We start from the raw sequence: 23,162 nt of genomic DNA on the forward strand, positions 1-23,162 counted from the left end.
TTTGGTCTGGTTGCTTTCGCTGCGGGATGCTTTACGCTGGCGCTTATCTTCCAGAACAAGAACAACAGGCTTCCCGATGAGCCAGAGTTTCAGCCCGCTTCGCAAATTCGTTTCGCCTGAGATCATCTTCGGTGCCGGCTGCCGGCATAACGTCGCCAACTACGCCAAAACCTTCGGCGCGCGCAAGGTGCTGGTGGTCAGCGACCCCGGCGTGATCGCCGCCGGCTGGGTGGCGGATGTCGAGGCCAGCCTGCAGGCCCAGGGCATCGACTACTGCCTGTACAGCGCCGTGTCGCCCAACCCACGGGTCGAAGAGGTGATGCTCGGCGCCGAGATCTACCGGCACAACCACTGTGATGTGATCGTCGCGGTCGGTGGCGGCAGCCCGATGGATTGCGGCAAGGCCATCGGCATCGTGGTCGCCCACGGGCGCAGCATCCTCGAGTTCGAAGGGGTGGACATGATCCGCGTGCCCAGCCCGCCGCTGATCCTCATCCCGACCACTGCCGGCACCTCGGCGGACGTGTCGCAGTTCGTGATCATCTCCAACCAGCAGGAACGCATGAAGTTTTCCATCGTCAGCAAGGCGGTGGTGCCGGATGTGTCGCTGATCGACCCGCAGACCACCCTGAGCATGGACCCGTTCCTGTCGGCCTGCACCGGCATCGATGCGCTGGTGCATGCCATCGAAGCGTTCGTCTCCACCGGGCATGGCCCGCTGACCGACCCGCACGCGCTGGAAGCCATGCGCCTGATCAACGGCAATTTGGTGGCGATGATCGCCAACCCTACCGATATTGCCCTGCGCGAGAAGATCATGCTGGGTAGCATGCAGGCCGGGCTGGCCTTCTCCAATGCGATTCTGGGCGCGGTTCATGCCATGTCGCACAGCCTGGGCGGCTTCCTCGACCTGCCGCATGGCTTGTGCAATGCTGTGCTGGTGGAACATGTGGTGGCGTTCAACTACAGCTCGGCGCCGGAGCGTTTCAAGGTGATTGCCGAAGTGCTCGGCATCGACTGCCGCGGCCTCAACCACCGGCAAATCTGCGGGCGCCTGGTGGAGCACCTGATCGCCCTGAAGCGGGCCATCGGCTTCCACGAAACCCTGGGCCTGCATGGCGTGCGCACCTCCGACATTCCGTTCCTGTCGCAACATGCGATGGACGACCCGTGCATCCTCACCAACCCGCGTGCGTCGAGCCAGCGTGATGTCGAGGTGGTGTATGGCGAGGCCCTCTGACGAGCAGCAGCGGGCGCTGGCCGGGCTGCTGGGGCTGGGTGACCACTCCGCGCGCAAGAGCCATTACCCGGAACTGGCGGCGCGCCTGGACGAACTGGAAGCCGAGCGCAACCGCTACAAATGGCTGTTCGAAAACGCTGTCCACGGGATTTTCCAGGCCAGCCTGCAGGACGGCATGCGTGCCGCCAACCCGGCGTTGGCGCGCATGCTCGGTTACGACGACCCGCAACAGGTACTGTTTTCGCTGACCGACCTGGCCGCCAACCTGTTTGTCGGCGGCGCCGAAGAGCTGCAGGCGATTACCGCGACCCTCGCCTGTGAACGCAGCCTGCATGGCTATGAAACGCGCTTGCGGCGCAGGGACGGCAGCCATCTCGACGTACTGATGAACCTGTTGCTCAAGCCCGGCCACGAAGGACTGGTGGAAGGCTTCGTGGCCGACATCACCGAACGCAAGCTGGCCCAGCAGCGCCTGCAGCAGCTCAATGACGAACTCGAGCAGCGGGTCGCTGCGCGTACCGATGAACTGCTCGAGGCCCGCGACGCGGCGCAGATGGCCAATCGCAGCAAGGACAAATACCTCGCCGCCGCCAGCCATGACCTGCTGCAACCGCTGAATGCCGCACGGCTGCTGATCTCCACCTTGCGCGAACGGCCGCTGCCAGACGCGGAAAAGGTACTGGTGGAGCGTACCCATCAGGCCCTGGAAGGCGCCGAAGACCTGCTGACCGACCTGCTCGACATTTCCCGCCTTGACCAGGCGGCGGTCAAACCGGATGTGGCGCTGTACCGCCTCGACGAACTGTTCGGGCCACTGGTTTCGGAGTTTCGTTCGGTGGCCGACGCGGCCGGCCTGAAGTTGCGCGCGCGCATCGGCGACTACGCCATCAGCACTGACCTGCGGCTGATGACCCGCATTCTGCGCAACTTTCTCAGCAACGCCTGCCGCTACACCGACCACGGCGGCATCCTGCTGGGCGCCAGGCGGCGTGGCCAGCACCTGCGCCTGGAGGTGTGGGACAGCGGGCGCGGCATTGCCGCCGACCGGCTGCAGGATATTTTCCTCGAGTTCAACCAGCTGGACGTCGGCCGCGCCGCTGATCGCAAGGGCGTGGGCCTGGGGCTGGCCATCGTCGAACGGATCGCCAAGATTCTCGGCTACCGGGTGGCGGTGCGCTCGTGGCCGGGGCGTGGCTCGATGTTCAGCATCGAGGTGCCGATCGGCGAAGCCATGCCGCTGCCTGTGCACCAGGCAGCGCCGCAGCCGGGCACTGGCAACCCGTTACCGGGGCGCCGCCTGCTGGTGCTGGACAATGAAGTGAGCATTCTCGAAAGCATGGGTGCACTGCTCGGGCAGTGGGGCTGCGAAGTGGTGACCGCGACCGACCAGGCGGGGGCCTTGCTGGCGTTGCAGGGGCGCGCACCGGAATTGATCCTGGCGGATTTCCACCTGGACCACGGCGTGGTCGGCTGCGAGGTGGTCAGGCACTTGCGCGAACATTTTACCAGCGCCATTCCCGCAGTGATCATTACCGCCGACCGCAGCGATCAGTGCCGACGCGCCTTGGCCAAGCTTGGCGCGCCGTTGCTGAACAAACCGGTCAAGCCGGGGAAACTGCGCGCGGTGTTGAGCCAGCTGCTGGGCCAGGCCTGATACCAGCAGCGGGTTGGTCGAGGCACGGCGGGACAGGCGATTGCCAATTGCCGATCAGCGCGCATAGATCTGCCTGCCGGCAAACCAGGTCTGCAATACCTGGGTGTCGCGCAGCGTTTCGGCATCGACGGCGAACACGTCGCGGTCGAGGACGATCATGTCGGCCTGCTTGCCGACCTTGAGCGAACCGATCTGTTGTTCCAGGCGCATGGCGCGGGCGGCGTTGAGGGTATAGGCCTGGAACATCACCTGGCGGTCGATGGCTTCGTCGGCGTTGAGCACGCCGTTCGGCCCCTTGCGGCTGATGGCCTGGTAGATCGCCTTCCACGGGTCGGGGGTGGTGATCGGCCAGTCGCTGGCGCCGGCAAGGGTGGCACCGTGCTTGAGCAGCGAACGTGCCGGGAAGGTGTGCAGGAAGGCCATGGCGTTCACGTACGGCTTGACCAGTTCCAGGTTTGCCTGGTCGGCGCTGGCCCAGTACAGCTGCATCGCCGCGATCACGTCGAGCTGCCTGAAGCGGGCATATTCCCTGGGGTTGACCATCTGCACGTGGGTGATGGAGTGGGGAATGCCGCTGTGCCGATCACGGCGCGCCTGGGCGATGCCGTCGAGCGCCTCGCGCACGGCGCGGTCGCCGATGGCATGCACATGCACCAGCCAGCCACGGGCATCGGCGGCGCTGACCAGTTCGCCGAAGTGCTGTGGGTCCAGCAGTAGCTCGCCGCGCTGCCCGGAGTTGCTGTAGGGCTCGAGCATCGCTGCGGTCTGCGCGGGTGCTTCGGCCACCCCGTCGGCAAATACCTTGATGCCCGGCAGGGTGAGGTTGTGCACGCCGAGGAACTGCCGGCGCACCTGGTCCAGTTGGTCGAGGTCGGCTGGGCGGGCCCTGGCGTCGGCCATCAGCAGCGCGGCGACATGGGCGTTCAGTTCGCCGCGCGCAGAAAGGTCTTTGTAGACCGGCAGCACGCCCAGCGAATCGTTGTGCACATCGGCCCCCGGCAGCTCGTTGGCCAGCGGGTCCATCCAGCCGGTGACACCCAGTTGCTTGTAGTGCTCCAGCGCCAGGCGCCCGGCTCGCATCAGGGTGGCGTGGCTCAGCGCCGGCAGCAGGTCGGTGACCGGGTAATAGCTGGCATCGGCAAGGAAACCGTTCGGGGTACCGTCCGCCTGCTGGCCAATGGTGTTGCGGGCCTCGGCGGGCAGGGCGCTGATGCTGCCGGCATCGATTCCGGCGCGCCTGAGCAGGGCCTGGTTGGCCCAGCCGGTATGCATGTCGTTGGCGGCGAGCAGCAGCGGTTGTGTGGCCCATTCGCCCTGGTTGAAACGCTGTTGCAGCGCCGGGATGTCATTCCAGTAAGCGCCCGGCACGCCGCCGACCACCAGGAATTCGCCGCGCACGGCCTTGCCGTTGTCGCGCCACTGGCGCAAACGCCGCTCCAGTTCGTCCAGCGTGACCTGTTCGCCGGCAAGATCAGCCAGCGCCAGTTGCAGGCCACCCTTGATCGCATGCGAATGCGCATCGAGCATGCCCGGCATCAACACCTTGCCGCCCAGGTCGATGACCTGCGTACCTGCGGCCTTCAGGCGTAACACGGCCTGGTCGGAGCCCACGGCGACGATGTTTTCGCCTGCGACCGCCACGGCCTGCTGCAGGGGCTGGCCTGGCTCGGCGGTGTAGACCTTGGCGTTGTGCAGAATCAGGTCCACCGCTGCGAAACCCGGCATGCAGGTGCAAGCCATGCCGGCGCTGATTGCGATCTTCAGGAACTGCTTCATGCGTTGCCTCGTTGTTGTGGTGATGGCGCCGCAGCCTAGCCAGCGGGCAAGGGCGGATAAAGGCGCGCGCAGGCACAACTTTTTTCGGTATGAGGAAACAATCCCGCGCCGGTGATTGCCAGCGTGCAAGCAGCCGGCCTGTAGCTGCCTATTCAAATTGTCGGCATTTGCGGGTTTGATAGGCATCGGCAGCGACTGGCTGCCGTCGCACCGCCCCCAACCGTTTGTGCCCAACAGGAAGAAACCATGGACAAGATGATGGCCCTGACCATCTTCGTCGCTGCCGCCGAGCATGGCAGCTTCAGCCGGGCGGCCGAGCAGCTGGGCAAAACGCCGTCAGCCATCACCAAGGCTGTCGCCCATCTGGAGAGCGAGCTGGGCGTGCGCTTGTTCGAGCGCACCACCCGGCGCATGGCCCTGACCGAGGCTGGCACCTTGTACCTGGAAGGCGCGCGTCAGGCGCTGATGCACCTGCAACGGGTGACCGAAGAAGTGGAGCAGCTGCAGCATGCGCTGCGCGGTACCCTGCGCATTACCGCGCCGCCGTCGTTCGGCCCGGCATTTCTGCACCAGGTGTGTTGCCGTTTCATGCGCGAGCACCCGCAGGTGCGCCTGGAGGTCAACCTCAACGATGCCAACGAAGACCTGATCGATGGCGGTTACGACCTGTCGTTACGCGATGGCCCCACCGATCAGCCGGAGCTGATTGCCCAGCCGCTGATCGAGAACCGCGTGATCCTCTGCGCCAGCCCCGCCTACCTGGCCCGTCACGGCGAGGCGATCACCCTCGATAACTACGCCGAGCACGATTGGCTGTTGCTGCGCCACCCGCTGCTCAACCGCAGCTTCTGGTGGATCGAGCACGGCGGCCAGACCTTGCGGGTACGCCAGCCCACGCCGCGGCTGCTGAGCGACAACTTCGATTTCCTGCTGGCGTGCCTGCTCGATGGCCAGGGCTTGCAGTTCGTTCCCACCTGGTGCGCCGCGCCCTACCTGGCCAGCGGGCAACTGGTGGAAGTGATGCCCGATTACTGGCGTGCTCTGAGCGCCTTCGGCCCCTGGGTGCACGTGCTGTATCTGCCGCACCGGCGCAACACGCGCAAGGTGCAGGCGTTCATCGCGTTGCTGCACGAGCACCTGCACGGGCAGGGAATGCAGGTGCCGGGACACGGCTGAGTATTTCCCCACGGGCACAAAAGTTGTGCGGATGGTGACGATGATCGGCCGGGAACAGCGGGTTAGGCTAGCCGAGCTTGCCTGAACACCGCGGACTGTTTGCCTGTCGTTCTACGGCGCGCTTCTGGCCGTACTCTTTCCACAATGGCAACGATGCCCCCAGGCCAGCTGCACCAGGAGTTACCCGCCGTGATAATCCACACCCATGTCAGCGACATCCGCAACCCGCTCGAGCGTGGCCGCCAGATCGGCGCGCGCTTTGCCGAGCAGATCCGTACCACCACCGCCTTGTACCTGGGCTTCTTTCCTCGGGTAGGCGTACCTTTGAGCGAGGCGCAGCGCATCGGCGAGAATAGCCTGGCGGCACTGCAAGCCTGGAGCCCCGGCCTGGCCGATGAAGTGGCCGGCCTGGCCGCCGGTGCCGGCCTGCCGCTGTGGCAGCTGGCGAGCCTGAACGCCCGTACCGAAGTGCTGGCGGCGCGGACCCGGCACAGTGAATGCTCCACCAGCGTACACGCGCCCCGTGGTGCGCGGGCGCCGCAGACGCTGCAGACCTGGGACTGGCATGACAGCCTGTGCCCCCATGGCCTGATGCTGGCGCTGCACAGCGAACACGGCATGAACGTCAAGCTGTTCTGTGAGTTCGGCATGCTGGCCAAGCTCGGTGTGAACAGCGCGGGGCTGGGCCTGCACTTCAACATTCTCCACCACGCCAGTGACAACGACAGCGGTGCGGTACCGGTGCACGCCATCGCCCGTCGCCTGCTGGAGGAAGCCAGCAGCGTCGAGCAAGCCATCGAGCTCGCCCGCTCGGCGCAGGTCAGCGCCTCCACCGTGCTGACCGTGTTTTCCCGTGAGGACAGCAGCCCGCGTGCCGCCAGTATCGAACTCAGCCCCGCGCGCACGGCGCTGGTTTTGCCGCGCGAGGACGGCTGGCTGCTGCACACCAACCACTTCCTCGACCCGCAACTGAGCCTGGGCGAGCAGGTCGCCGACCTGGCGGATACCCGTTGCCGGCTGAGCCACCTTGAACAGGTGATTGGCCAGATGGGCAGTGCCGACCTGCGTGCCCGGGCCGCCGCCATGTGCGGCAGCGCGGGCGACAGCGCGCCGATCTGCTTCCACCCGGACATGACCATGCCCGACACCGAACGCTGGCAAACCCTGCTCAGCGTCGGCATCGACACCGAGCGCTGCGCCCTGCAGTACCTGGCCGGCACCCCTGTACAACTGGCCAAAGCCGGCTTCGACACCTTCTGAGCCAACCCGCTGCCGCCTGCCCGAGGCGGCACCTGCCTGACGAGAACAACAACAATGCATGCACAACCTTCCGGCCCTGCGTCTTCGCGCTCGGCCTTGCGCACCTTCTGCGTCTCCGGCCTGGGAACGGCGCTGGAGTTCTATGACTTCATCATCTACGGCACCGCTGCGGCACTGGTATTTCCCCAGGTGTTCTTCCCGCAGATGGATCACCTGACCGCCACGCTGCTGGCGTTCAGCGCCTTCGGTGCGGGCTTCCTTGCGCGCCCCTTGGGCGGCCTGGTGTTTGGCCATTTTGGCGACCGCCTCGGGCGGCAGAAGGTGCTGGTCAGCACCTTGCTGCTGATGGGCCTGAGTACCTTTCTGATTGGCTGCCTGCCCGGCCATGCCAGCGTCGGCGTGGCCGCGCCGATCCTGCTGGTGCTGCTGCGCCTGATTCAGGGCTTTGCCGCAGGCGGAGAGTGGGGCGGCGCCGCGCTGTTCGGTATCGAGTCTGCGCCAGCAGGCCGACGCGGGCTGTGGGGCAGCTTCACGAGCATGGGCATCGGCGTGGGTGGCATCCTCGGCGCCGGGGTGTTCGCCATCGTCAGCGCAGCGTATGACGACAATCTGGTCGATTTTGCCTGGCGCATCCCGTTCTGGCTGGGCGGCAGCCTGGTGCTGATCGGCCTGTACGCGCGGCTGAAGGCGCCGGTTGCCGCCACTGCACCGTTGGCCAAACCGGTGCGTGCGCCGCTGGCCGAGGCCCTGCGGCAACGCCCGCGGCAGTTGTTGCTGTGCACCGGGATCGCCTTCGGCTACTGCACCATCGCCTACATCGGCAGTACCTTTTTCCTCACCTATGCCACGCAAGTGGGCTTCGGCAGTACCGAGGCGTTGATGTTCGACCTGGCGCTGTCGGTCGCCATCGTGCTGTCGGCACCGCTATGCGGCTACCTGTCGGACCGCCTGGGGCGGCGCACGGTGATGGGCTTCGGTGCAGGCGCCATGGCCCTGGGGCTGTTCGCGTTCTTCCCGTTGGTGAGCATGCACAGCTTCGTGGTCGCCTTGTGCGCCTACAGCCTGACCGGCCTGCTGATGGGCGCGACCCAAGGGCCGATCCCGGCCTTTCTCGCTGAGCAGTTCCCGCGCAGCATGCGCTACTCGGGTATTTCCGCCAGCTACCAGATCGGCGCCGCGCTGGGCGGTGGCAGCGCTTCGAGCGTGGCCACGGCAATCTTGATCCTCACCGATCATCAGCCGCTGGGCGTGGCGTTGTACGGGGCAGGGGCGCTGGCGCTGGTTGCGCTGTGTTCGCTGATGCTGCGCGAAACATCGCGGCTGAGCATGGCGCAAATTGACGAACAGGCGCCGATACTGACGGGGGCAATGGCTTCGAACGCGCAAGGCGCAAACTGCAAGTCGGCGGAATAGAGCAGGTACAGTAACTTTGAAGTTTGGATCCACTTATCAGGAAAAACTTTCCATTCGGTCAAGTCCCAATAACTTAGCCAACTAACTAACTTTCTTTAGTGTACCGCCTGTCGGTCGTTTTGCTCGAAAAATGAACGATTTGCGCAGCGGTGACTCCTATTTGCCAGCAGGTGCTATCCATGTGATTGCACCTCGCGCCTTCCCCCCTGAACTTATGGACGTTCAACCTCATCGGCATTGCACGGATGCTCATGGGGCTTTTGTATTCTGAATAGTGGAGCAATGCCATGCCAAACCGAGGCTCTTCGGGTGAGCCGCCGCGTGTCTGAAATTACAATCTGCTGTTTCACTTAAACGATATGAACTTGGCCTTGCCGCTGCGACCCTCTTGTTCGCATGCCTATGTGCAGGTCATTTAGCGCTGACGCATTACGTGGAGAAAACGTCGTGGAGATTAATACAATTATTAGCCTGTTCGGGCAGAAAGAATCCATGGAGCTGGTGCGGTTGTCGGTCATTTACGTTCATTTATTGGCCTGTTGTATCGCCATCGGCCTGGTGTTTGCCAGCGATGCCGAGATGGTCAGGAACTTGTTGAAAGGCCAGAAAGAGGCTGGGCATGACGGGCAACACATGACCCGTTTGCAAAAGTCCGTGGCCAACGCCCTTATCTTCTTGTGGATAACGGGCGCTGCAGTAATCGGTATCGACTACCTGGATAAAGGCATGAACTATTTTGCCAATCCGAAACTTCAGGCAAAGGTCATTATTGTTTTGTTGCTGACCTTTAACGGCATGCTCTTGCACCGTTATGTTTTGCCGGCCCTGCTCAAAGCGGGCAACTTGCTCGACCTCAACTTTGGCGTGCGTATGTTTGCGCTGTTCTCCGGTGCACTTTCGGGTGTGTCCTGGCTGTATGCGGCAATGCTCGGTGTCGGCCGACCGCTGGCGTGGAAATACTCGCTGACCGAGTTGCTGCTGGCCTACCCGGTGCTGATCCTGCTCGGCTTTGCCCTGATGGCAGCCCTGACCCAGTGGGCGCGCAACCGCAGCCAGGCCGAACCGGCCCGGGCACCCGTCTGGCACCTGGCCGGCATTCCCGTCTGATCGCCTGAGCCACGCTGCAATTGCGCCGCGAACCGGGTAGCCCGGTTCGCGGCGAGCTCATTTCTTGCCAGGCAACACCGAACCGAGCACTTGCCTGGCCGTCTGCACGATCACCCCGGCCTGGTCAGGGTCGCCTTTGAGCAGGGCGCTGGCGAACTTCTTCGCCTGCTCCAGCTTGATGTGCGGCGGCAGTGGCGGCACGTTCGGGTCGGTCTTGAACTCGATCAGGACCGGCCGGTCAGCCGCCAGCGCGCGTTCCCAGGCACTGGCGACCTCTTCCTCGCGCTCCACATAGATGCCTTGCAGGCCTATGGAAATGGCGAACAAGTGGTAGGGCACATCCGGTATCGACTGCGAAGCTTCGAACTTCGGGTCGCCTTCCATGACCCGCTGCTCCCAGGTGACCTGGTTGAGGTCCTCGTTGTTGAACACCGCGCAGATCCATTGCGGGTTCTGCCATTGTTGCCAGTACTTGGCCACGGTGATCAGCTCCGCCAGGTTGTTCATCTGCATCGCGCCGTCACCCACCAGCGCTATCACGCTGCGCTGCGGGTGGGCGAACTTGGCGGCGATGGCATACGGCACCGCAGCCCCCATGCTGGCCAGCCCGCCGGACAGCGAACATTGCATGCCCTGGCGGATCTGCAGGTCGCGGGCGAACCAGTTGGCGCAGGAACCGGAGTCGCTGGTGACGATGGCCTGGTCGGGCAGGCGCGGCGACAGCTCGTACACCACACGCTGCGGGTTGATCGGGTCTGCCTTGACCAGGGCGCGTTTTTCCAGGGTCTTGTCCCACGCTGTACGCCAGCTTTCGACCTTGCCGCGCCAGTGGCGCTCGGTCTTGTGCTCCAGCAGCGGCAGCAGCGCCGCCAGGGTTTCACTGGCGTCGCCGACCAGGTTCACCTCCATCGGGTAGCGCAGGCTGAGCATGTCCGGCTGCAGGTCGATCTGCACGCCGCGGGCCTGGCCTTCGCTGGGCAGGAATTCGACGTAGGGGAAGCCGGAACCGATCATCAGCAAGGTGTCGCATTCGTTCATCAGCCGGTAGCTGGGCTCGGTGCCGAGCAGGCCGATGGCGCCGGTGACCCATGGCAGGTCGTCGGGCAGCACGGCCTTGCCGAGCAGGGCCTTGGCCACGCCTGCACCGAGCTTCTCGGCGATTGCCACGACCTGCTCGCTGGCTTGCAGGGCGCCGGCACCGACCAGGATCGCCACCTTGCGGCCGGCGTTGAGTACGTCGGCCGCGCGCTGCAGGTCCGCCGCGAAGGGCACCACCCTGGGCTTGCTGTAGCCAATGCCGGAGTGCAGCGTGCCGTGCGCCCGGGGCGGCTCGCTGTAGGGCAGGTCCTGCAGGTCATTGGGCAGGATGAGGGCAGTCACCCGGCGTTCACCGACGGCGGTACGCACGGCGCGGTCGAGCAGGTGGCGCACCTGCTCCGGGGTCGAAGCCTGCTGGACGAACGCGCCGGCCACATCCTTGAACATCGACAGCAGGTCGAGCTCTTGCTGGTAATGCCCGCCCAGCGCCGCACGTGCCTGCTGGCCGACGATTGCCAGCACCGGCTGGTGGTCCATGCGGGCATCGTACAAGCCGGTCAGCAGGTGCGAGGCACCAGGGCCGGAGGTGGCCATGCACACCCCGAGTTCGCCGGTGAACTTGGCATGCGCGCTGGCCATGAACGCCGCCATTTCCTCATGCCGGGCCTGGATGAACTCGATCTTGCCGTTGGCCCTGGCGAGTGCACCGAACACACCGTTGATGCCGTCGCCGGGGTAGCCGAAGATGCGCCGCACCCCCCACTGATACAAGCGTTCCACCAGAAAGTCGCCTACCGTGCCAGTCATTGTGTTCTCCCGGGCTATGGTCGATAGGGGTCTGGACTTGGCCGGCGCCGCGAAAGTTTCAATCCGCTGGCGGGTCCTCTGGCTGACGGCGTTCGGCCAGGGCCCGGTACTCTTTGCGTAGCGCCTGCAGCTTCTTGCTGTCCATGTCTTCCAGGTCGAGTACCGACATCTCCGTGTGCTTGGTCGCCCGTATCAGCTCGTCGAGCTTGACGTGGATGATGTCGTTGTCGCGGTTCTGCGTGTTCTGGATCAGAAACACCATCAGGAAGGTGATGATGGTGGTGGAAGTGTTGATGATCAGCTGCCAGGTATCGTTGTAATGAAACCAGGGCCCCGACAGCGCCCACATCAGGATGAGCAGCAGGGCGATGAGGAAGGTCTTGGGGCGCCCGGCATGGTTGGACAGCCATTGGCAGAATTGGGCGAATCTCATGGAAGTGGTCTCCTGGCTAACCTTTAAGTTGGGACCGTGGGCCGTGCCGGAAAATTTGTTTTTTCATCACCCTGCATACCGGCGGGCCGGGTGGCACTGGTTTTACAGCGTTGGTCGCCAACGCTGTCGCTCAGGTTGAACGCTGCAGCAACCAGGGTGCTCTTAAGGCAAAGGCGATCGTGAGGGCTTTTCAATGAGCATTGAACGCAGCATTCCTGAGCTTGAGGCCTGGTATGCCCAGTACGACGACATCAGTTACCGGCGCGAGTCGCCGGATGCCTATCACCACGAGCTGATACGCACCGCCGAGGCGTTGCGTGACGACGGCGCCATCGACTGGGACGACTGGCTGGCGCTCAAGGCGTTGGCCGATGATGCCCATGTGCACGCCCTGCAGGATGCCGTGCAGGCCCATGTGAGCGACCCGGACGCATGAAGGCGCTGAAGATTGCCACGTTCAACATCAATGGCATTCGCAGCCGCCTGCCAGCGCTGCTGGCCTGGCTGGAGCGGGAGCAACCCGATATCGCCTGCCTGCAGGAGCTCAAGGCGCCAGATTCACAATTTCCGCGGCAGGCGCTGGAGGCGGCGGGTTACGGTTGTGTCTACCAGGGGCAGCCGTCGTGGAATGGCGTGGCCATTCTGGCGCGCGGCAGCGAGCCGCTGGTGGTGCGGCGTGGCTTGCCAGGCATGGAGGACGATGCGCAGAGCCGCTACCTCGAAGCGGCGGTGCACGGGGTGCTGGTGGCGTGCCTCTATCTGCCCAACGGCAACCCGCAACCCGGGCCGAAATTCGACTACAAGCTGCGCTGGTTCGAGTGCCTGCTCAAGCACGCGCAGGGGCTGCATGACAGTGGTCATCCCACGGTGCTGCTGGGCGATTTCAATGTCGTGCCGACGGACATGGACATTTACAATCCGCGCTCATGGTTGAAGGATGCATTGCTGCAACCGGAGTCGCGGGCCTGTTTCCAGCGCTTGCTGGCGCAGGGTTGGGTCGATGCCATTCGCCAGGTGTATCCGGACGAGCGTATCTATACCTTCTGGGATTACTTTCGCAACCACTGGGCGCGCAACGCCGGGCTGCGCATCGACCATCTGCTGCTCAACCCGGAACTGGCGCCTTACCTGAAGAAGGCAGGTGTCGATGCCTGGGTGCGTAACGAAGCCAAGGCCAGCGATCATGCGCCCGTCTGGATCGAGGTCGGCGGGCGGCGTAGGAGCCGGTAAGGTCCATGCAGACCCGCCTTGCCTGTCCTTCATGTGGGAGCGGGCGACGCGGAGGATGGCACCGGCTGCGCCGGTGTTCGCGGCTAAAGCCGCTCCCACAGGTACCGCGTGAGCCATAGGCCTGCATGATTCCATGTGGGAGCGGGTTCACCCGCGAAGCAGGCAACGCGGAGGATGGCACCGGCTGCGCCGGTGTTCGCGGCCACGGCCGCTCCCACAGGTACTGCGTAAACCCGCGGCATACGCAGCCCCCTGTGGGAGCGGGTTCATCCGCGAAGCAGGCGACGCGTTGGATGGCACCGGCTGCGCCGGTGTTCGCGGCTAAAGCCGCTCCCACAGGTACCGCGTGAGCCATAGGCCTGCACGATTCCATGTGGGAGCGGGCAAGCCCGCGAAGCAGGCGACGCGGAGGATGGCACCGGCTGCGCCGTTGTTCGCGGCCACGGCCGCTCCCACAGGGACTGCGTAAACCCGCGGCATACGCAGCCCCCTGTGGGAGCGGGTTCACCCGCGAAGCAGGCGACGCGGTGGGTGGCACCGGCTGCGCCGGTGTTCGCGGCCACGGCCGCTTCCACAGGTACCGCGTGAGCCCAAGGCCTGCACGATTCCATGTGGGAGCGGGCAAGCCCGCGAAGCAGGCAACGCGGAGGATGGCACCGGCTGCGCCGGTGTTCGCGGCTAAAGCCGCTCCCACAGGTACCGCGTGAGCCCTAGGCCTGCGCGATTCCATGTGTGCGGGCAAGCCCGCGAAGCAGGCAACGCGGAGGATGGCACCGGCTGCGCCGGTATTTGCGGCCACGGCCGCTTCCACAGGTACTGCGTGCGCCATAGGCCTGAGGGTCGCGCCAGCTTTAGAAATTGAGCAAGACAGTTGCTCCCACCTCGACAACCCTGCCCCCAAGATCCAACAAGTGACCGCCCGGCAGATCAATACTTGTTATCATTGACGCATCCCTCACCTGCGCCAGTCTCACGAGAACACGCTGTCTCGCCAGGGTTTTCATCGAATACGAGTTCAAACAATGAAAAGGACGATCAAACCTTCCTCTGCCTCGCAGCCTGAGCGGGACGGGATTGTGCCGAGTCACCTGAACTTTCCGGTAGTCGGCATCGGCGCGTCGGCCGGCGGGCTTGCCGCTTTGAAGATATTCTTCGAGCACATGCCGGCCAATAGCGACATGGCCTTCGTCATTGTGCTGCACCTCTCGCCAGACCACGAAAGCGTGGCCGACAAGATCCTGCAGTCGGCCACGGCGATGCCGGTGCTGCAGGTGAACGGCACCTCGCGCATCGAGCCCAATCATGTCTATGTGATATCGCCGGCCTCGCAGCTGACGATGAACGATGGCTACCTGAAAGTGGTGCCCTCGACCCGGCCATTGGGCAAGCATATTGCCATCGACCTGTTCTTCCGCGACCTGGCGGATGTGCACAAGGAGTTCAGCTTCTGCCTGGTGCTGTCCGGCACCGGCAGTGACGGCGCGGTGGGCCTGTCACGGATCAAGGAGCAGGGCGGCATCACCATCGTGCAGAGCCCTGACGATGCCGAGTTCGACGGCATGCCGCATGCCGCGATCGCCACCGGCATGGTCGATGCGATTCTGCCGGTGGTCGACATACCGCACAAGTTGCTGGAATTGTGGCGCAACACGCAGACCATCAGGCTGCCGGCGCCCCACGATCTGAAAGTCTCGGTACAGACCGAGGAGCACGCCCGCGAGGACGCCGAACGGGTGCTGCAGGATATCCTGCGTACCTTGCGCAACCGCACCGGCCACGACTTCAAGCACTACAAGCGCGCCACCGTGCTGCGGCGTATCGAACGCCGGCTGCAGGTGACCGCGCAACCGGACCTGCCCAGCTACCTGCGTTACCTTGAAGAAACACCGGATGAAGCCAAGAAGCTGCTTGGCGACATGCTGATCGGCGTAACCAACTTCTTCCGCGACCGCGAGGCGTTCGAAGCCCTCGAGCGCCATGTGCTGGGCTCGTTGCTCAGCGCCAATGGCGAGGATGACAAACGCGAGGAAGTACGCATCTGGTCGGCCGGCTGTTCGACCGGTGAGGAAGCCTACAGCCTGGCGATCCTCAGCGCCGAACACCAGAAGCTCGAGACCAATCCGTTGAAGCTGCAGGTGTTCGCCACCGATATCGATGAACGGGCGATCGCCGTCGGCCGGGCGGGGCTATATTCCGAAGCCATCGTCACCGATGTGCCGCCGATGCGGCTGCGGCAGTACTTCGTCAAGGAAAACGACCACTTCCGGGTGCGTAAGGAAATTCGCGAAAAAGTGCTGTTCGCCAAACACAGCCTGCTGTCCGACCCGCCGTTCTCGCAAATCGACCTGGTCGTCTGCCGCAACCTGCTCATCTACCTGGACCGTGACATCCAGAAAGAGATGCTGCAGATGTTCCACTTCGCCTTGCGCCCGGGTGGTTACCTGTTCATGGGCTCGTCGGAGTCCGCCGACGCCTGCCCCGAGCTGTTCACCCCGGTCGACAAGCGTAACCGCATTTTCCGCGCCAAGGTCGGCGCCAGTGTCAACCGCCGCGCACCGACCATGCCCCGGGGCGGCTTCACCCTGTCCAGCCTGGCGCTGCCGGCACCGCTGGTACAGGTGCCGCGCAAGTTTTCCTACGCCGATATCCATAACCGGGCCATGGCCCAGCAGATGCCGCCGAGCATGATCGTCGACGCCAATGGCGACATCCTGCACATGAACGAAGGGGCAGGGCGTTTCCTGCGTTATGTGACCGGCGAAGTCGGGCGCAACGTGATGGTGCTGGTCATGCCGGAGCTCCGGCTGGAGTTGCGCACCACGCTGTTCCAGGCACAGCAGAGCGGCAAGGCCACGCTGTCGCGCAAGGTGCGCATCAGCGAGGCCGCCGGCGACTTCTGGCTCGACATCGCCGCCCGCCCGTACAAGGACGATGTGACCGAGCAGGAAGTCTGCACCATCGTCTTCAACATGGCCCCGGTCAGCGTCGGTGAGCAACTGCTGGAGTTCGACCAGCAGACCGAGAACAAGGTGATGGCCAGCCTCGAAAGCGAGCTGCAGCGCACCAAGCTGCACCTGCAGGAGACCATCGAGCAATCGGAGGTTTCCAGCGAGGAGCTCAAGGCCTCCAACGAAGAGATGCAGGCGATCAACGAAGAGCTGCGCTCCGCCACCGAAGAGCTGGAAACCAGCAAGGAAGAGCTGCAGTCGATCAACGAAGAGCTGTTGACGGTCAACTACGAGCTCAAGAGCAAGGTCGAGGAAACCGACAAGATCAACGATTACCTGGCCAACCTGATCGCGTCCACCGATATCGCCACGGTGTTCGTCGACCGCAACATGCACATCCGCTGGTTCACGCCACGGGCCAAGGACATTTTCAGCATGTTGCCGGTGGACACCGGGCGTTCGTTGCTCGACATCACCCACCGGCTCGATTACCCGCAGCTGGCCGATGACGCCACCGCGGTGTACGAGTCGCTGACCATGATGGAGCGCGAGGTCAGCAGCAGCGACCATCGCTGGTACATCGCCCGGCTGTTGCCGTATCGCTCCAGCGAGGACCATATCGACGGCACGGTGCTGACCTTCATCGACATCACCAAGCGCCGCGAAGCGGAAGAGGACCTGCGCCTGGGCCAGGAGCGCATGCGCCTGGTCGCCGAAAGCACACAGGACTTCGCCATCATCATCCTCGATGGAAACGGGCTGATCAGCGACTGGAATCGCGGCGCGGAATTCATTTTCGGCTACAACACCGACGAGATCATCGGCCGCCACTTCAGCGTGCTGTTCACCGAAGAGGACAACGCCGCCGGCGTGCCTGAAACGGAACTGCGCAAGGCCCAGGAGCATGGCCGCGCGGAGGATGAGCGCTGGCACGTGCGCAAGGACGCCAGCCGCTTCTATTGCAGTGGCGAAACCGCGCGCTTGCGTGGCGAAACCGCAGGCTTCGTCAAGATCGCCCGCGACCTGACGGGTCACAAGCGCTTGCAGGACGAGCAAAGCAAACAGCTGGCCGAGACCCAGACCAACAGCATGCTCAAGGATGAGTTCTTTGCGGTGATGTCGCATGAGCTGAAGCACCCGCTCAACCTGATCCAGCTCAATGCCGAAATTCTTCGCCGGCTACCGGCGGTACGCAACACGGTCAACGCGAGCAAGGCGCTGGCGACCATCAACGATGCCGTGACCAGCCAGGCGCGCATCATCGATGACCTGCTGGATACGGCCCGGCTGCGTACCGGCAAGCTCAAGCTCAAGCGCCAGCTGCTGGACCTGGCCGGCCTGGTGACGTCGATTCACGCGATTGCCGCAGAAGAGTACCCGTCGGCCCGCATCATCCTCGAACTGCCACAGCCGGGCGCGTCGCTGCTGGTCAATGGTGACCCGACGCGGATCGAACAGGTGGTGTGGAACCTGCTCAACAATGCGCTGAAGTTCAGCGGCGAGAATGCCCGGGTGCGGGTGGTGCTGAGCCGCACGCAGACCTGCGCGCGCCTGGATGTGATCGACAATGGCCCGGGCTTGTCGGCTGCCGACCTGGCCAGCATCTTCGAACTGTTCAAACAGGTGAAGCATGGCAATCACCGCCGCGATGGCCTGGGTATCGGCCTGTCGTTGGTCAGGCAGCTGGTCGAAGCACATGGTGGCTCGGTGGTCGCCCGTTCAGCCGGGTTGGGGCACGGCTCGACCTTCTGTGTCGAGCTGCCGTTGTCCAGCCAGGATGTGACCGAGCTGGCGGCGGCAGAGGTACAGGAGGCCGGTGACGGCCGGCTGAAGGGGCTGAAGGTGCTGCTGGTGGACGATTCGCCGGAAGTCGTCGAGGTGATGCGCATGCTGCTGGAAATGGAACAGGCGCTGGTCAGCAGTTACCTCGACCCGGTCCAGGCACTGCGTGAAGTGGCCGAGCAACGTTTCGATGTGATCCTGACGGATATCGGCATGCCGGAAATGGATGGCCATGAGTTCGTCAGCGCATTGCGTGAGAAGCAGCAGCACCGCACCACGCCGACCATTGCCCTGAGCGGTTATGGCTCGAGCCAGGCCAAGCGGGCGGACGAGGCTGCACTGTTCGACCGGCGCCTCACCAAGCCAGTGCAATACGATGACCTGGTCGGGGCCATCGAGGCGGTCTGCCGCAAGGGGCGGGCTTGAGCCAGCAGGGGCCTTGTGCAACGCAAGGCCCCTTGCAAGCAATTGGCGCCTCGGAAGATCAGCCTGTTGCCATCAGTGCTACAGGGTTTGGCCGGGCGAATATCTTGTGCCCAATTGCTTAAGGCATTTCGTCAGCGTTAGCGAAATCACTTTCACCCTGAAGCGTTTGCCTTCGGTCATTAGTTAACACAGACCAACCTGTGTTAACCACATGAGGTGAAAATCATGGCTAACAACGACGACAAACGCAGCAACCAGGGCGGCAGCGCGAACACCAACCCAGGCAACTTCGCCAACGACCGCGAGAAGGCCTCCGAAGCCGGTCAAAAGGGCGGACAGATGTCGGGGGGCAACTTCAAGAACGACCCTGAGCGCGCCTCCGAAGCCGGCCACAAAGGCGGGCAGATGTCGGGGGGCAATTTCAAGAACGATCCTGAACGCGCTTCCGAGGCTGGCCACAAAGGTGGCCAGATGTCCGGTGGCAATTTCAAGAACGATCCTGAACGTGCCTCCGAGGCTGGCCAGAAAGGCGGGCAAGCCTCCGGCGGCAATTTTGCCAACGACCGCGAGAAAGCCTCGGAAGCCGGCCGCAAAGGTGGGCAACAGAGCCATGGCGGCGGGCGCAACAGCGATGACAACCGCTAGCACCTGTTGAAAGTCCGTTGAACCTGCCGAGGCGGCCACGGCCGCCTCGGTACGCTAAAGAGGATTTGCCAATGTTCATGCACAACAAGCGATTGCAATATACCGTTCGCGTCGCCGAGCCCAACCCAGGGCTGGCGAACCTGCTGCTGGAACAGTTCGGTGGCCCCCAGGGCGAGTTGGCGGCGGCCATGCGCTACTTCACCCAGGCAGTGACCGAGGATGACCCAGGGCGCAAGGACATGCTGTTCGACATCGCCACCGAAGAGCTGAGCCACCTGGAAATCATCGGTTCGATCGTGGTCATGCTCAACAAGGGGGCCAAGGGGCGCCTGGCAGAAGGGGTCGAGGCGGAAGGTGAGCTGTATCGCTCACTGACCGGTGCCGGCAACGATTCGCACATCACCAGCTTGCTGTATGGCGGTGGTGCCGCGTTGGTGAACTCGGGTGGCATCCCCTGGACGGCTGCCTACATCGACACCATCGGCGAGCCGACCGCCGACCTGCGTTCCAACATCGCCGCCGAGGCCAGGGCCAAGATCGTTTACGAACGCCTGATCAACGTCACCGACGACCCGGGAATCAAGGATGCCCTGGGCTTCCTGATGAGCCGTGAGATCGCCCACCAGATGTCGTTCGAGAAGGCCCTGCATTCGATTCAGCCGAACTTCCCGCAAGGCAAGCTGCCAGGCGACCCGGAGTTCAACCGCACCTACTTCAACCTGTCCCACGGCGGCGAAATGCGCGGGTCGTGGAACGAAGGCCAGGACTGGGTCTATGTCGACCAGCCCGAGCCTGCGGTGGATGGCGGCGATGGCATGGCGACCGTGCAGCTCGATGAAGCGTCGGCGGCAGCGGCCGAAGCCATGAAGCTCAGAACGATGTCCAACCCCGAGTTGCAGCCACTGACTGGCGCGGAACTGGGCAAGGTCAACGGCGACGAGCCGGTGTGATGATACCCCGCAACGGATCTTGCGATCCGCTGCGGGTAACTTGTTGACGCTTGCCTTAACGTTTGGCTTCGGCGTCCGGGTCAGCGGAGCGTGCCAGGAAGGCACGGGTAATCTCCGGCAGGTGCTCCTTCAGCCACTGGGCCATGGCTTCCTCCTCCTTGAGTATCGACCGGCACGCCTGGGCCGTGGCGCTGTCGCCGGCCGCCTCGGCCGCCTCGATCAGCACCGTGTAGGACGCGATCTCCATGTTCTCGAACACATAGCCGGACATCGCGCCCTTGACCACTTCATCGCTCATGACCATGCCGCCGACGGCCTGGCCGAACGCCATGAGCTTGCCGGCCAGGTCCTTGAGCGTGGAAGTGCTGCCACCCAGGCGCTCGATGCACTCCAGCAGTACCCGTTGCTGGCCTTGGGTTTCTTCGATGTGCTGGACGATGCGGGCCTTGAGCTGCGGATAGTGCTCCAGCCGTTCGGCCTGGCCCTTGAGCATGCTCTCGGCTTGCTGCTCCATGGCATGGGCGTCGCGCAGCCAGTCCAGCAGGTTGTCTTGTACCGTTGCCATTGCAAGTACCTCTTCCATTGCAGTGATAGGTACTGTTGTGAGGCCGCCGGGGCTGGAACGGTCGAACCACTCGACGGATGGCAGCGGCAATGCCGGTTACAGGACTTCACAAATCTTCTGAATGAACAGCAACCCTTGTGGGAGCGGCTTTAGCCGCGAACACCGGCGCAGCCGGTGCCATCCACCGCGCTGGATTCTTCGCGGCTAAAGCCGCTCCCACAGGGTACGCAGACGGCACTTGAGCCAGCCGTCATTGGCGTTGAACGGATACATCTGCCGCCGGATCAACCCCATGCGTCGTCCGTTTTTCAACCAGCCACGCGGGAGCACATTCGATGGCCAAGTACCTGTACCTGATCAGCTACATTCTCGACAACCAACCCGGCACCTGTGAATTGCGCAGTGATGAAGAAGACCTCAGCAGGGACGCTGCGCGCGATTATCTGCAAGGCGTGCACCGCAATGAAGCGACCTCGTTCACCGATGTGCAGGTGCAGCGCCTGGAACATGAGCATCAGCCCGGCACATCGCCGGGCCATTACCAGCAGCCCTGAGCCACCAACGGCGTGAGCGGGCAGGGCGCCCGTTCATGCCCCTCTGATACCCAGGCTTTCCCGCGCCTGACCGCGCGCGTTGGCTTCTTCGGGCAAGGCCGTGACCTTGATGGCGCGCACCGGCACGGCGAACTTGGCGCCGATGCCGGAAAAGCGCTCGAGCAGGCGGAAGTTGATGGCCTGCTGAATGTCCATGTACAGGTTGTAGCCGGGGTCCTGGACGATGTACACGCATTCGAACTCCAGCGCTTCCTTGCCGAAGCCGCGCAGGTGAGCGCGGTCGAAACGCACCTGTTGCTGCGCCTTGATGGCTTCTTCGACGATGCCCGGGGCTTTCTTCACCGCCTCGGTGGGCGTGTCGTACGACAGGCCGAACTCGAACACGATGCGCCGTTCCTGCAGGCGCTTGTAGTTCTGGATGGTGCTGCTGATCATGCTGGCGTTGGCCATCACGATCTGCTCGCCACCCAGGCTGCGGATGCGCGTGGTTTTCAGCCCGACGTGTTCCACGGTACCGGCCAGCGGGCCGATGACGATGAAGTCGCCGACCTCGAAGGGTTTGTCCACGGCGATCGACAACGAAGCGAACAGGTCGCCGAGAATGTTCTGCACCGCCAGCGCGACCGCGATACCGCCCACCCCCAGGCTGGCGACGAACGCGGTGATGTTCACCCCCAGGTTGGAGAGCATCGCCAGCAGCACCACCGACCACAGCAAGACCCGCGCGCCCCATGCTGACAGCGTGGCCAAGGCGCTGCCCTGGTTCAGCCCGCTGGTGTTGTGCCGGGCGAAATAGCGGCTCAGGCCGAGGCCGATGGCGCGGTTGGCCCACAGCCCGATCTGCAACGCCGCGACCACGAACCACAGGCTGCCGACCCGCGTCAGCCAGCGCTCGGGCAGGTCGAGCATGCTCAGGCCGACCAGCAGCGAGGCCAGCAGCAGGAGGAAGTTGCTGGTCCCTGCCAGCACCTTGGCCAGCACTTGGCTCAACACCCCGTCGTGTTCCGACCAGCGCCTGACGCGCCGCAGCAGGAAGCTGATGGCCGCCCGCGCCACCAGGAAGGTCACGATGGCGACGGTCAAGGCCAGCAGCAGGTTGAGAATGGAGATGCCGAACAGCGTGGTATCGGCGAACAATGCGATGATGCGATCACTCATGAGGGCTTGCCTCCTTCCGTAAGGATTGGGTGACTCAAGGTACGGGCGCTACAGGCCCAGCATGTTGGCGTGCACGTAGTACATGATCCACAGCGACAGCCCCACCAGCAGCACGATGATCACGATCGAGAACACCAGCGCCACCAGGCTCCAGCGTTGTTCGCGTGCGGTGGTCAGGTGCAGGAAGAACACCATGTGCACGAGGATCTGCAGCACGGCGCAGGCCAGTATCAGCAGAAAGGTGAGTGCGCGCGGCAGGCCTGGGTACATGGCCAGGCCGAACGGCACCAGGGTGAGAATGGCGGCCAGCAGGAACCCCACGTTATAGGACAGGTGGCTGCTCTGGCTGGCACCGGCGCTGCTGTGAACCTGGCTTTCACTGGACATCAGATCACCCCGAACAGGTAGACGACGGTAAACACGCACACCCAGACGATGTCGAGGAAGTGCCAGAACAGGCTCAGGCAGCTCAGGCGTGTGGAGTTGACGCAGGTCAGGCCACGCTGCTGTACCTGGACCATCAGCACGGCCATCCATACCAGCCCGGTCAGCACGTGCAGGCCATGGGTGCCGACCAGGGTGAAGAAACCGGTGAGGAAGGCACTGCGTTGCGGGCCGGCGCCCTCGGCGATCAGCTGGTAGAACTCGTTGATCTCCATGGCGATGAAGCCCAGGCCGAGCAGGAAGGTCAGCCCCAGCCACTGCAACACCCGGCGCTTGTCCTTACGGTGGTTGGCCAGCATGGCGTAGCCGTAGGTGATGCTGCTGAACAGCAACAGGAACGTTTCGACCAGCACATACGGCAGCTCGAAGATGTCCGCCGCGCTCGGCCCGCCTGCCACGGCCTGGCCGAGCACGGCGTAGGTGGCGAACAGCGTGGCGAACAGGATGCAGTCGGTCATCAGGTAGATCCAGAAGCCGAACAGGCTCAGCGAGCCGGCATCCTCGTAACCTTGCTCCTGCTGATGGGCGGTTTCGTTCAACACGACATGGGACATGG

The 23,162-nt window shown here is 63.8% G+C and carries 19 protein-coding genes; 12 read left to right on the plus strand and 7 right to left on the minus strand.

Features of this window, described 5'->3' with window-relative positions; all coding sequences use genetic code 11:
- Nucleotides 1-76: 76 nt before the first annotated feature.
- Nucleotides 77-1,240, plus strand: coding sequence for an alcohol dehydrogenase-like regulatory protein ErcA (ercA, locus tag C6A77_RS06670; protein ID WP_114168707.1), 1,164 nt, complete (start codon nucleotides 77-79; stop codon nucleotides 1,238-1,240).
- Nucleotides 1,224-2,894: a NahK/ErcS family hybrid sensor histidine kinase/response regulator gene (locus C6A77_RS06675; protein ID WP_114168709.1), complete on the plus strand. Its 1,671-nt coding sequence runs from the start codon at nucleotides 1,224-1,226 to the stop codon at nucleotides 2,892-2,894. Before ercA ends, C6A77_RS06675 begins: the two co-directional genes overlap by 17 nt.
- Nucleotides 2,895-2,948: 54 nt before the next feature.
- Here the strand turns inward: C6A77_RS06675 and C6A77_RS06680 are convergent, their stop codons facing one another.
- Nucleotides 2,949-4,670: an amidohydrolase gene (locus C6A77_RS06680; protein ID WP_114168712.1), complete on the minus strand. Its 1,722-nt coding sequence runs from the start codon at nucleotides 4,668-4,670 to the stop codon at nucleotides 2,949-2,951.
- 246 nt (nucleotides 4,671-4,916) lie between these two features.
- Here C6A77_RS06680 and C6A77_RS06685 point away from each other — a divergent pair, with 246 nt between their 5' ends.
- The 4 genes from C6A77_RS06685 (at nucleotide 4,917) to C6A77_RS06700 (ending at nucleotide 9,626) form a co-directional block, all read left to right on the plus strand.
- Entirely contained in the window at nucleotides 4,917-5,846 is a 930-nt protein-coding gene (locus C6A77_RS06685; protein WP_114168714.1) for a LysR family transcriptional regulator, read from the plus strand.
- A gap of 189 nt (nucleotides 5,847-6,035) precedes the next feature.
- Nucleotides 6,036-7,106, plus strand: a complete 1,071-nt coding sequence (locus C6A77_RS06690; protein ID WP_114168716.1) for a C45 family peptidase — start codon at nucleotides 6,036-6,038, stop codon at nucleotides 7,104-7,106.
- 54 nt (nucleotides 7,107-7,160) lie between these two features.
- Complete coding sequence (locus tag C6A77_RS06695) at nucleotides 7,161-8,519, plus strand: MFS transporter (RefSeq protein ID WP_114168718.1); 1,359 nt, start codon at nucleotides 7,161-7,163, stop codon at nucleotides 8,517-8,519.
- A gap of 492 nt (nucleotides 8,520-9,011) precedes the next feature.
- Nucleotides 9,012-9,626: a hypothetical protein gene (locus C6A77_RS06700; protein WP_114168720.1), complete on the plus strand. Its 615-nt coding sequence runs from the start codon at nucleotides 9,012-9,014 to the stop codon at nucleotides 9,624-9,626.
- Between the two features lie 57 nt (nucleotides 9,627-9,683).
- Here C6A77_RS06700 and C6A77_RS06705 read toward each other — a convergent pair whose 3' ends face one another.
- The gene (locus C6A77_RS06705) at nucleotides 9,684-11,471 is read right to left on the minus strand and encodes a thiamine pyrophosphate-requiring protein (protein ID WP_114168722.1); all 1,788 of its coding nucleotides are present in this window, start codon (nucleotides 11,469-11,471) and stop codon (nucleotides 9,684-9,686) included.
- Between the two features lie 58 nt (nucleotides 11,472-11,529).
- Complete coding sequence (locus C6A77_RS06710; protein ID WP_114168724.1) at nucleotides 11,530-11,904, minus strand: low affinity iron permease family protein; 375 nt, start codon at nucleotides 11,902-11,904, stop codon at nucleotides 11,530-11,532.
- 193 nt (nucleotides 11,905-12,097) lie between these two features.
- Between C6A77_RS06710 and C6A77_RS06715 the strand changes: the two genes are divergently transcribed.
- From C6A77_RS06715 to C6A77_RS06740, 5 genes are all read left to right on the plus strand, one after another.
- The gene (locus C6A77_RS06715) at nucleotides 12,098-12,340 is read left to right on the plus strand and encodes a hypothetical protein (protein ID WP_114168726.1); all 243 of its coding nucleotides are present in this window, start codon (nucleotides 12,098-12,100) and stop codon (nucleotides 12,338-12,340) included.
- A complete protein-coding gene (gene xth, locus C6A77_RS06720; protein WP_114168728.1) occupies nucleotides 12,337-13,134 on the plus strand; it encodes an exodeoxyribonuclease III in 798 nt (265 codons plus the stop codon). The genes C6A77_RS06715 and xth overlap by 4 nt, the downstream gene beginning before the upstream one ends.
- A gap of 1,022 nt (nucleotides 13,135-14,156) precedes the next feature.
- Nucleotides 14,157-18,290 (plus strand): CheR family methyltransferase, encoded by a 4,134-nt coding sequence (locus C6A77_RS06730; protein ID WP_114168732.1) that lies wholly within the window; start codon nucleotides 14,157-14,159, stop codon nucleotides 18,288-18,290.
- Between the two features lie 225 nt (nucleotides 18,291-18,515).
- Entirely contained in the window at nucleotides 18,516-18,935 is a 420-nt protein-coding gene (locus C6A77_RS06735; protein WP_114168734.1) for a general stress protein, read from the plus strand.
- Nucleotides 18,936-19,006: 71 nt separating this feature from the next.
- A complete protein-coding gene (locus C6A77_RS06740) occupies nucleotides 19,007-19,885 on the plus strand; it encodes a manganese catalase family protein (protein WP_114168736.1) in 879 nt (292 codons plus the stop codon).
- A 55-nt stretch (nucleotides 19,886-19,940) separates the two neighbouring features.
- Here C6A77_RS06740 and C6A77_RS06745 read toward each other — a convergent pair whose 3' ends face one another.
- Nucleotides 19,941-20,450, minus strand: a complete 510-nt coding sequence (locus tag C6A77_RS06745) for a DUF892 family protein (protein WP_114168738.1) — start codon at nucleotides 20,448-20,450, stop codon at nucleotides 19,941-19,943.
- 335 nt (nucleotides 20,451-20,785) lie between these two features.
- Here C6A77_RS06745 and C6A77_RS06755 point away from each other — a divergent pair, with 335 nt between their 5' ends.
- Nucleotides 20,786-21,004: a hypothetical protein gene (locus C6A77_RS06755; protein ID WP_114168742.1), complete on the plus strand. Its 219-nt coding sequence runs from the start codon at nucleotides 20,786-20,788 to the stop codon at nucleotides 21,002-21,004.
- A gap of 33 nt (nucleotides 21,005-21,037) precedes the next feature.
- Here the strand turns inward: C6A77_RS06755 and C6A77_RS06760 are convergent, their stop codons facing one another.
- From C6A77_RS06760 to cyoC, 3 genes are read right to left on the minus strand one after another with little or no spacing between them, the layout of a single operon-like run.
- On the minus strand, nucleotides 21,038-22,162 hold the full coding sequence (locus C6A77_RS06760) for a mechanosensitive ion channel family protein (RefSeq protein ID WP_114168744.1): 1,125 nt from the start codon (nucleotides 22,160-22,162) through the stop codon (nucleotides 21,038-21,040).
- Between the two features lie 48 nt (nucleotides 22,163-22,210).
- On the minus strand, nucleotides 22,211-22,549 hold the full coding sequence (gene cyoD / locus C6A77_RS06765) for a cytochrome o ubiquinol oxidase subunit IV (RefSeq protein WP_114168746.1): 339 nt from the start codon (nucleotides 22,547-22,549) through the stop codon (nucleotides 22,211-22,213).
- Nucleotides 22,549-23,160, minus strand: a complete 612-nt coding sequence (gene cyoC / locus C6A77_RS06770; protein WP_114168748.1) for a cytochrome o ubiquinol oxidase subunit III — start codon at nucleotides 23,158-23,160, stop codon at nucleotides 22,549-22,551. The genes cyoD and cyoC overlap by 1 nt, the downstream gene beginning before the upstream one ends.
- Nucleotides 23,161-23,162: the final 2 nt, after the last annotated feature.

Source organism: Pseudomonas sp. AFG_SD02_1510_Pfu_092, from assembly GCF_003331055.1.
Lineage (GTDB): Bacteria > Pseudomonadota > Gammaproteobacteria > Pseudomonadales > Pseudomonadaceae > Aquipseudomonas.

Bases quoted from the DNA above. Each gene is read 5' to 3' on its own strand.
- C6A77_RS06685 (WP_114168714.1), top strand. From the start codon at position 4,917: ATGGACAAGATGATGGCCCTGACCATCTTCGTCGCTGCCGCCGAGCAT.
- cyoD (WP_114168746.1), bottom strand. From the start codon at position 22,549: ATGTCCAGTGAAAGCCAGGTTCACAGCAGCGCCGGTGCCAGCCAGAGC.
- C6A77_RS06740 (WP_114168736.1), top strand. From the start codon at position 19,007: ATGTTCATGCACAACAAGCGATTGCAATATACCGTTCGCGTCGCCGAG.
- C6A77_RS06705 (WP_114168722.1), bottom strand. From the start codon at position 11,471: ATGACTGGCACGGTAGGCGACTTTCTGGTGGAACGCTTGTATCAGTGG.
- C6A77_RS06735 (WP_114168734.1), top strand. From the start codon at position 18,516: ATGGCTAACAACGACGACAAACGCAGCAACCAGGGCGGCAGCGCGAAC.
- C6A77_RS06730 (WP_114168732.1), top strand. From the start codon at position 14,157: ATGAAAAGGACGATCAAACCTTCCTCTGCCTCGCAGCCTGAGCGGGAC.
- C6A77_RS06675 (WP_114168709.1), top strand. From the start codon at position 1,224: ATGGCGAGGCCCTCTGACGAGCAGCAGCGGGCGCTGGCCGGGCTGCTG.
- ercA (WP_114168707.1), top strand. From the start codon at position 77: ATGAGCCAGAGTTTCAGCCCGCTTCGCAAATTCGTTTCGCCTGAGATC.
- C6A77_RS06680 (WP_114168712.1), bottom strand. From the start codon at position 4,670: ATGAAGCAGTTCCTGAAGATCGCAATCAGCGCCGGCATGGCTTGCACC.
- C6A77_RS06700 (WP_114168720.1), top strand. From the start codon at position 9,012: ATGGAGCTGGTGCGGTTGTCGGTCATTTACGTTCATTTATTGGCCTGT.
- C6A77_RS06695 (WP_114168718.1), top strand. From the start codon at position 7,161: ATGCATGCACAACCTTCCGGCCCTGCGTCTTCGCGCTCGGCCTTGCGC.
- C6A77_RS06710 (WP_114168724.1), bottom strand. From the start codon at position 11,904: ATGAGATTCGCCCAATTCTGCCAATGGCTGTCCAACCATGCCGGGCGC.
- C6A77_RS06755 (WP_114168742.1), top strand. From the start codon at position 20,786: ATGGCCAAGTACCTGTACCTGATCAGCTACATTCTCGACAACCAACCC.
- cyoC (WP_114168748.1), bottom strand. From the start codon at position 23,160: ATGTCCCATGTCGTGTTGAACGAAACCGCCCATCAGCAGGAGCAAGGT.
- C6A77_RS06745 (WP_114168738.1), bottom strand. From the start codon at position 20,450: ATGGCAACGGTACAAGACAACCTGCTGGACTGGCTGCGCGACGCCCAT.
- C6A77_RS06760 (WP_114168744.1), bottom strand. From the start codon at position 22,162: ATGAGTGATCGCATCATCGCATTGTTCGCCGATACCACGCTGTTCGGC.
- C6A77_RS06715 (WP_114168726.1), top strand. From the start codon at position 12,098: ATGAGCATTGAACGCAGCATTCCTGAGCTTGAGGCCTGGTATGCCCAG.
- xth (WP_114168728.1), top strand. From the start codon at position 12,337: ATGAAGGCGCTGAAGATTGCCACGTTCAACATCAATGGCATTCGCAGC.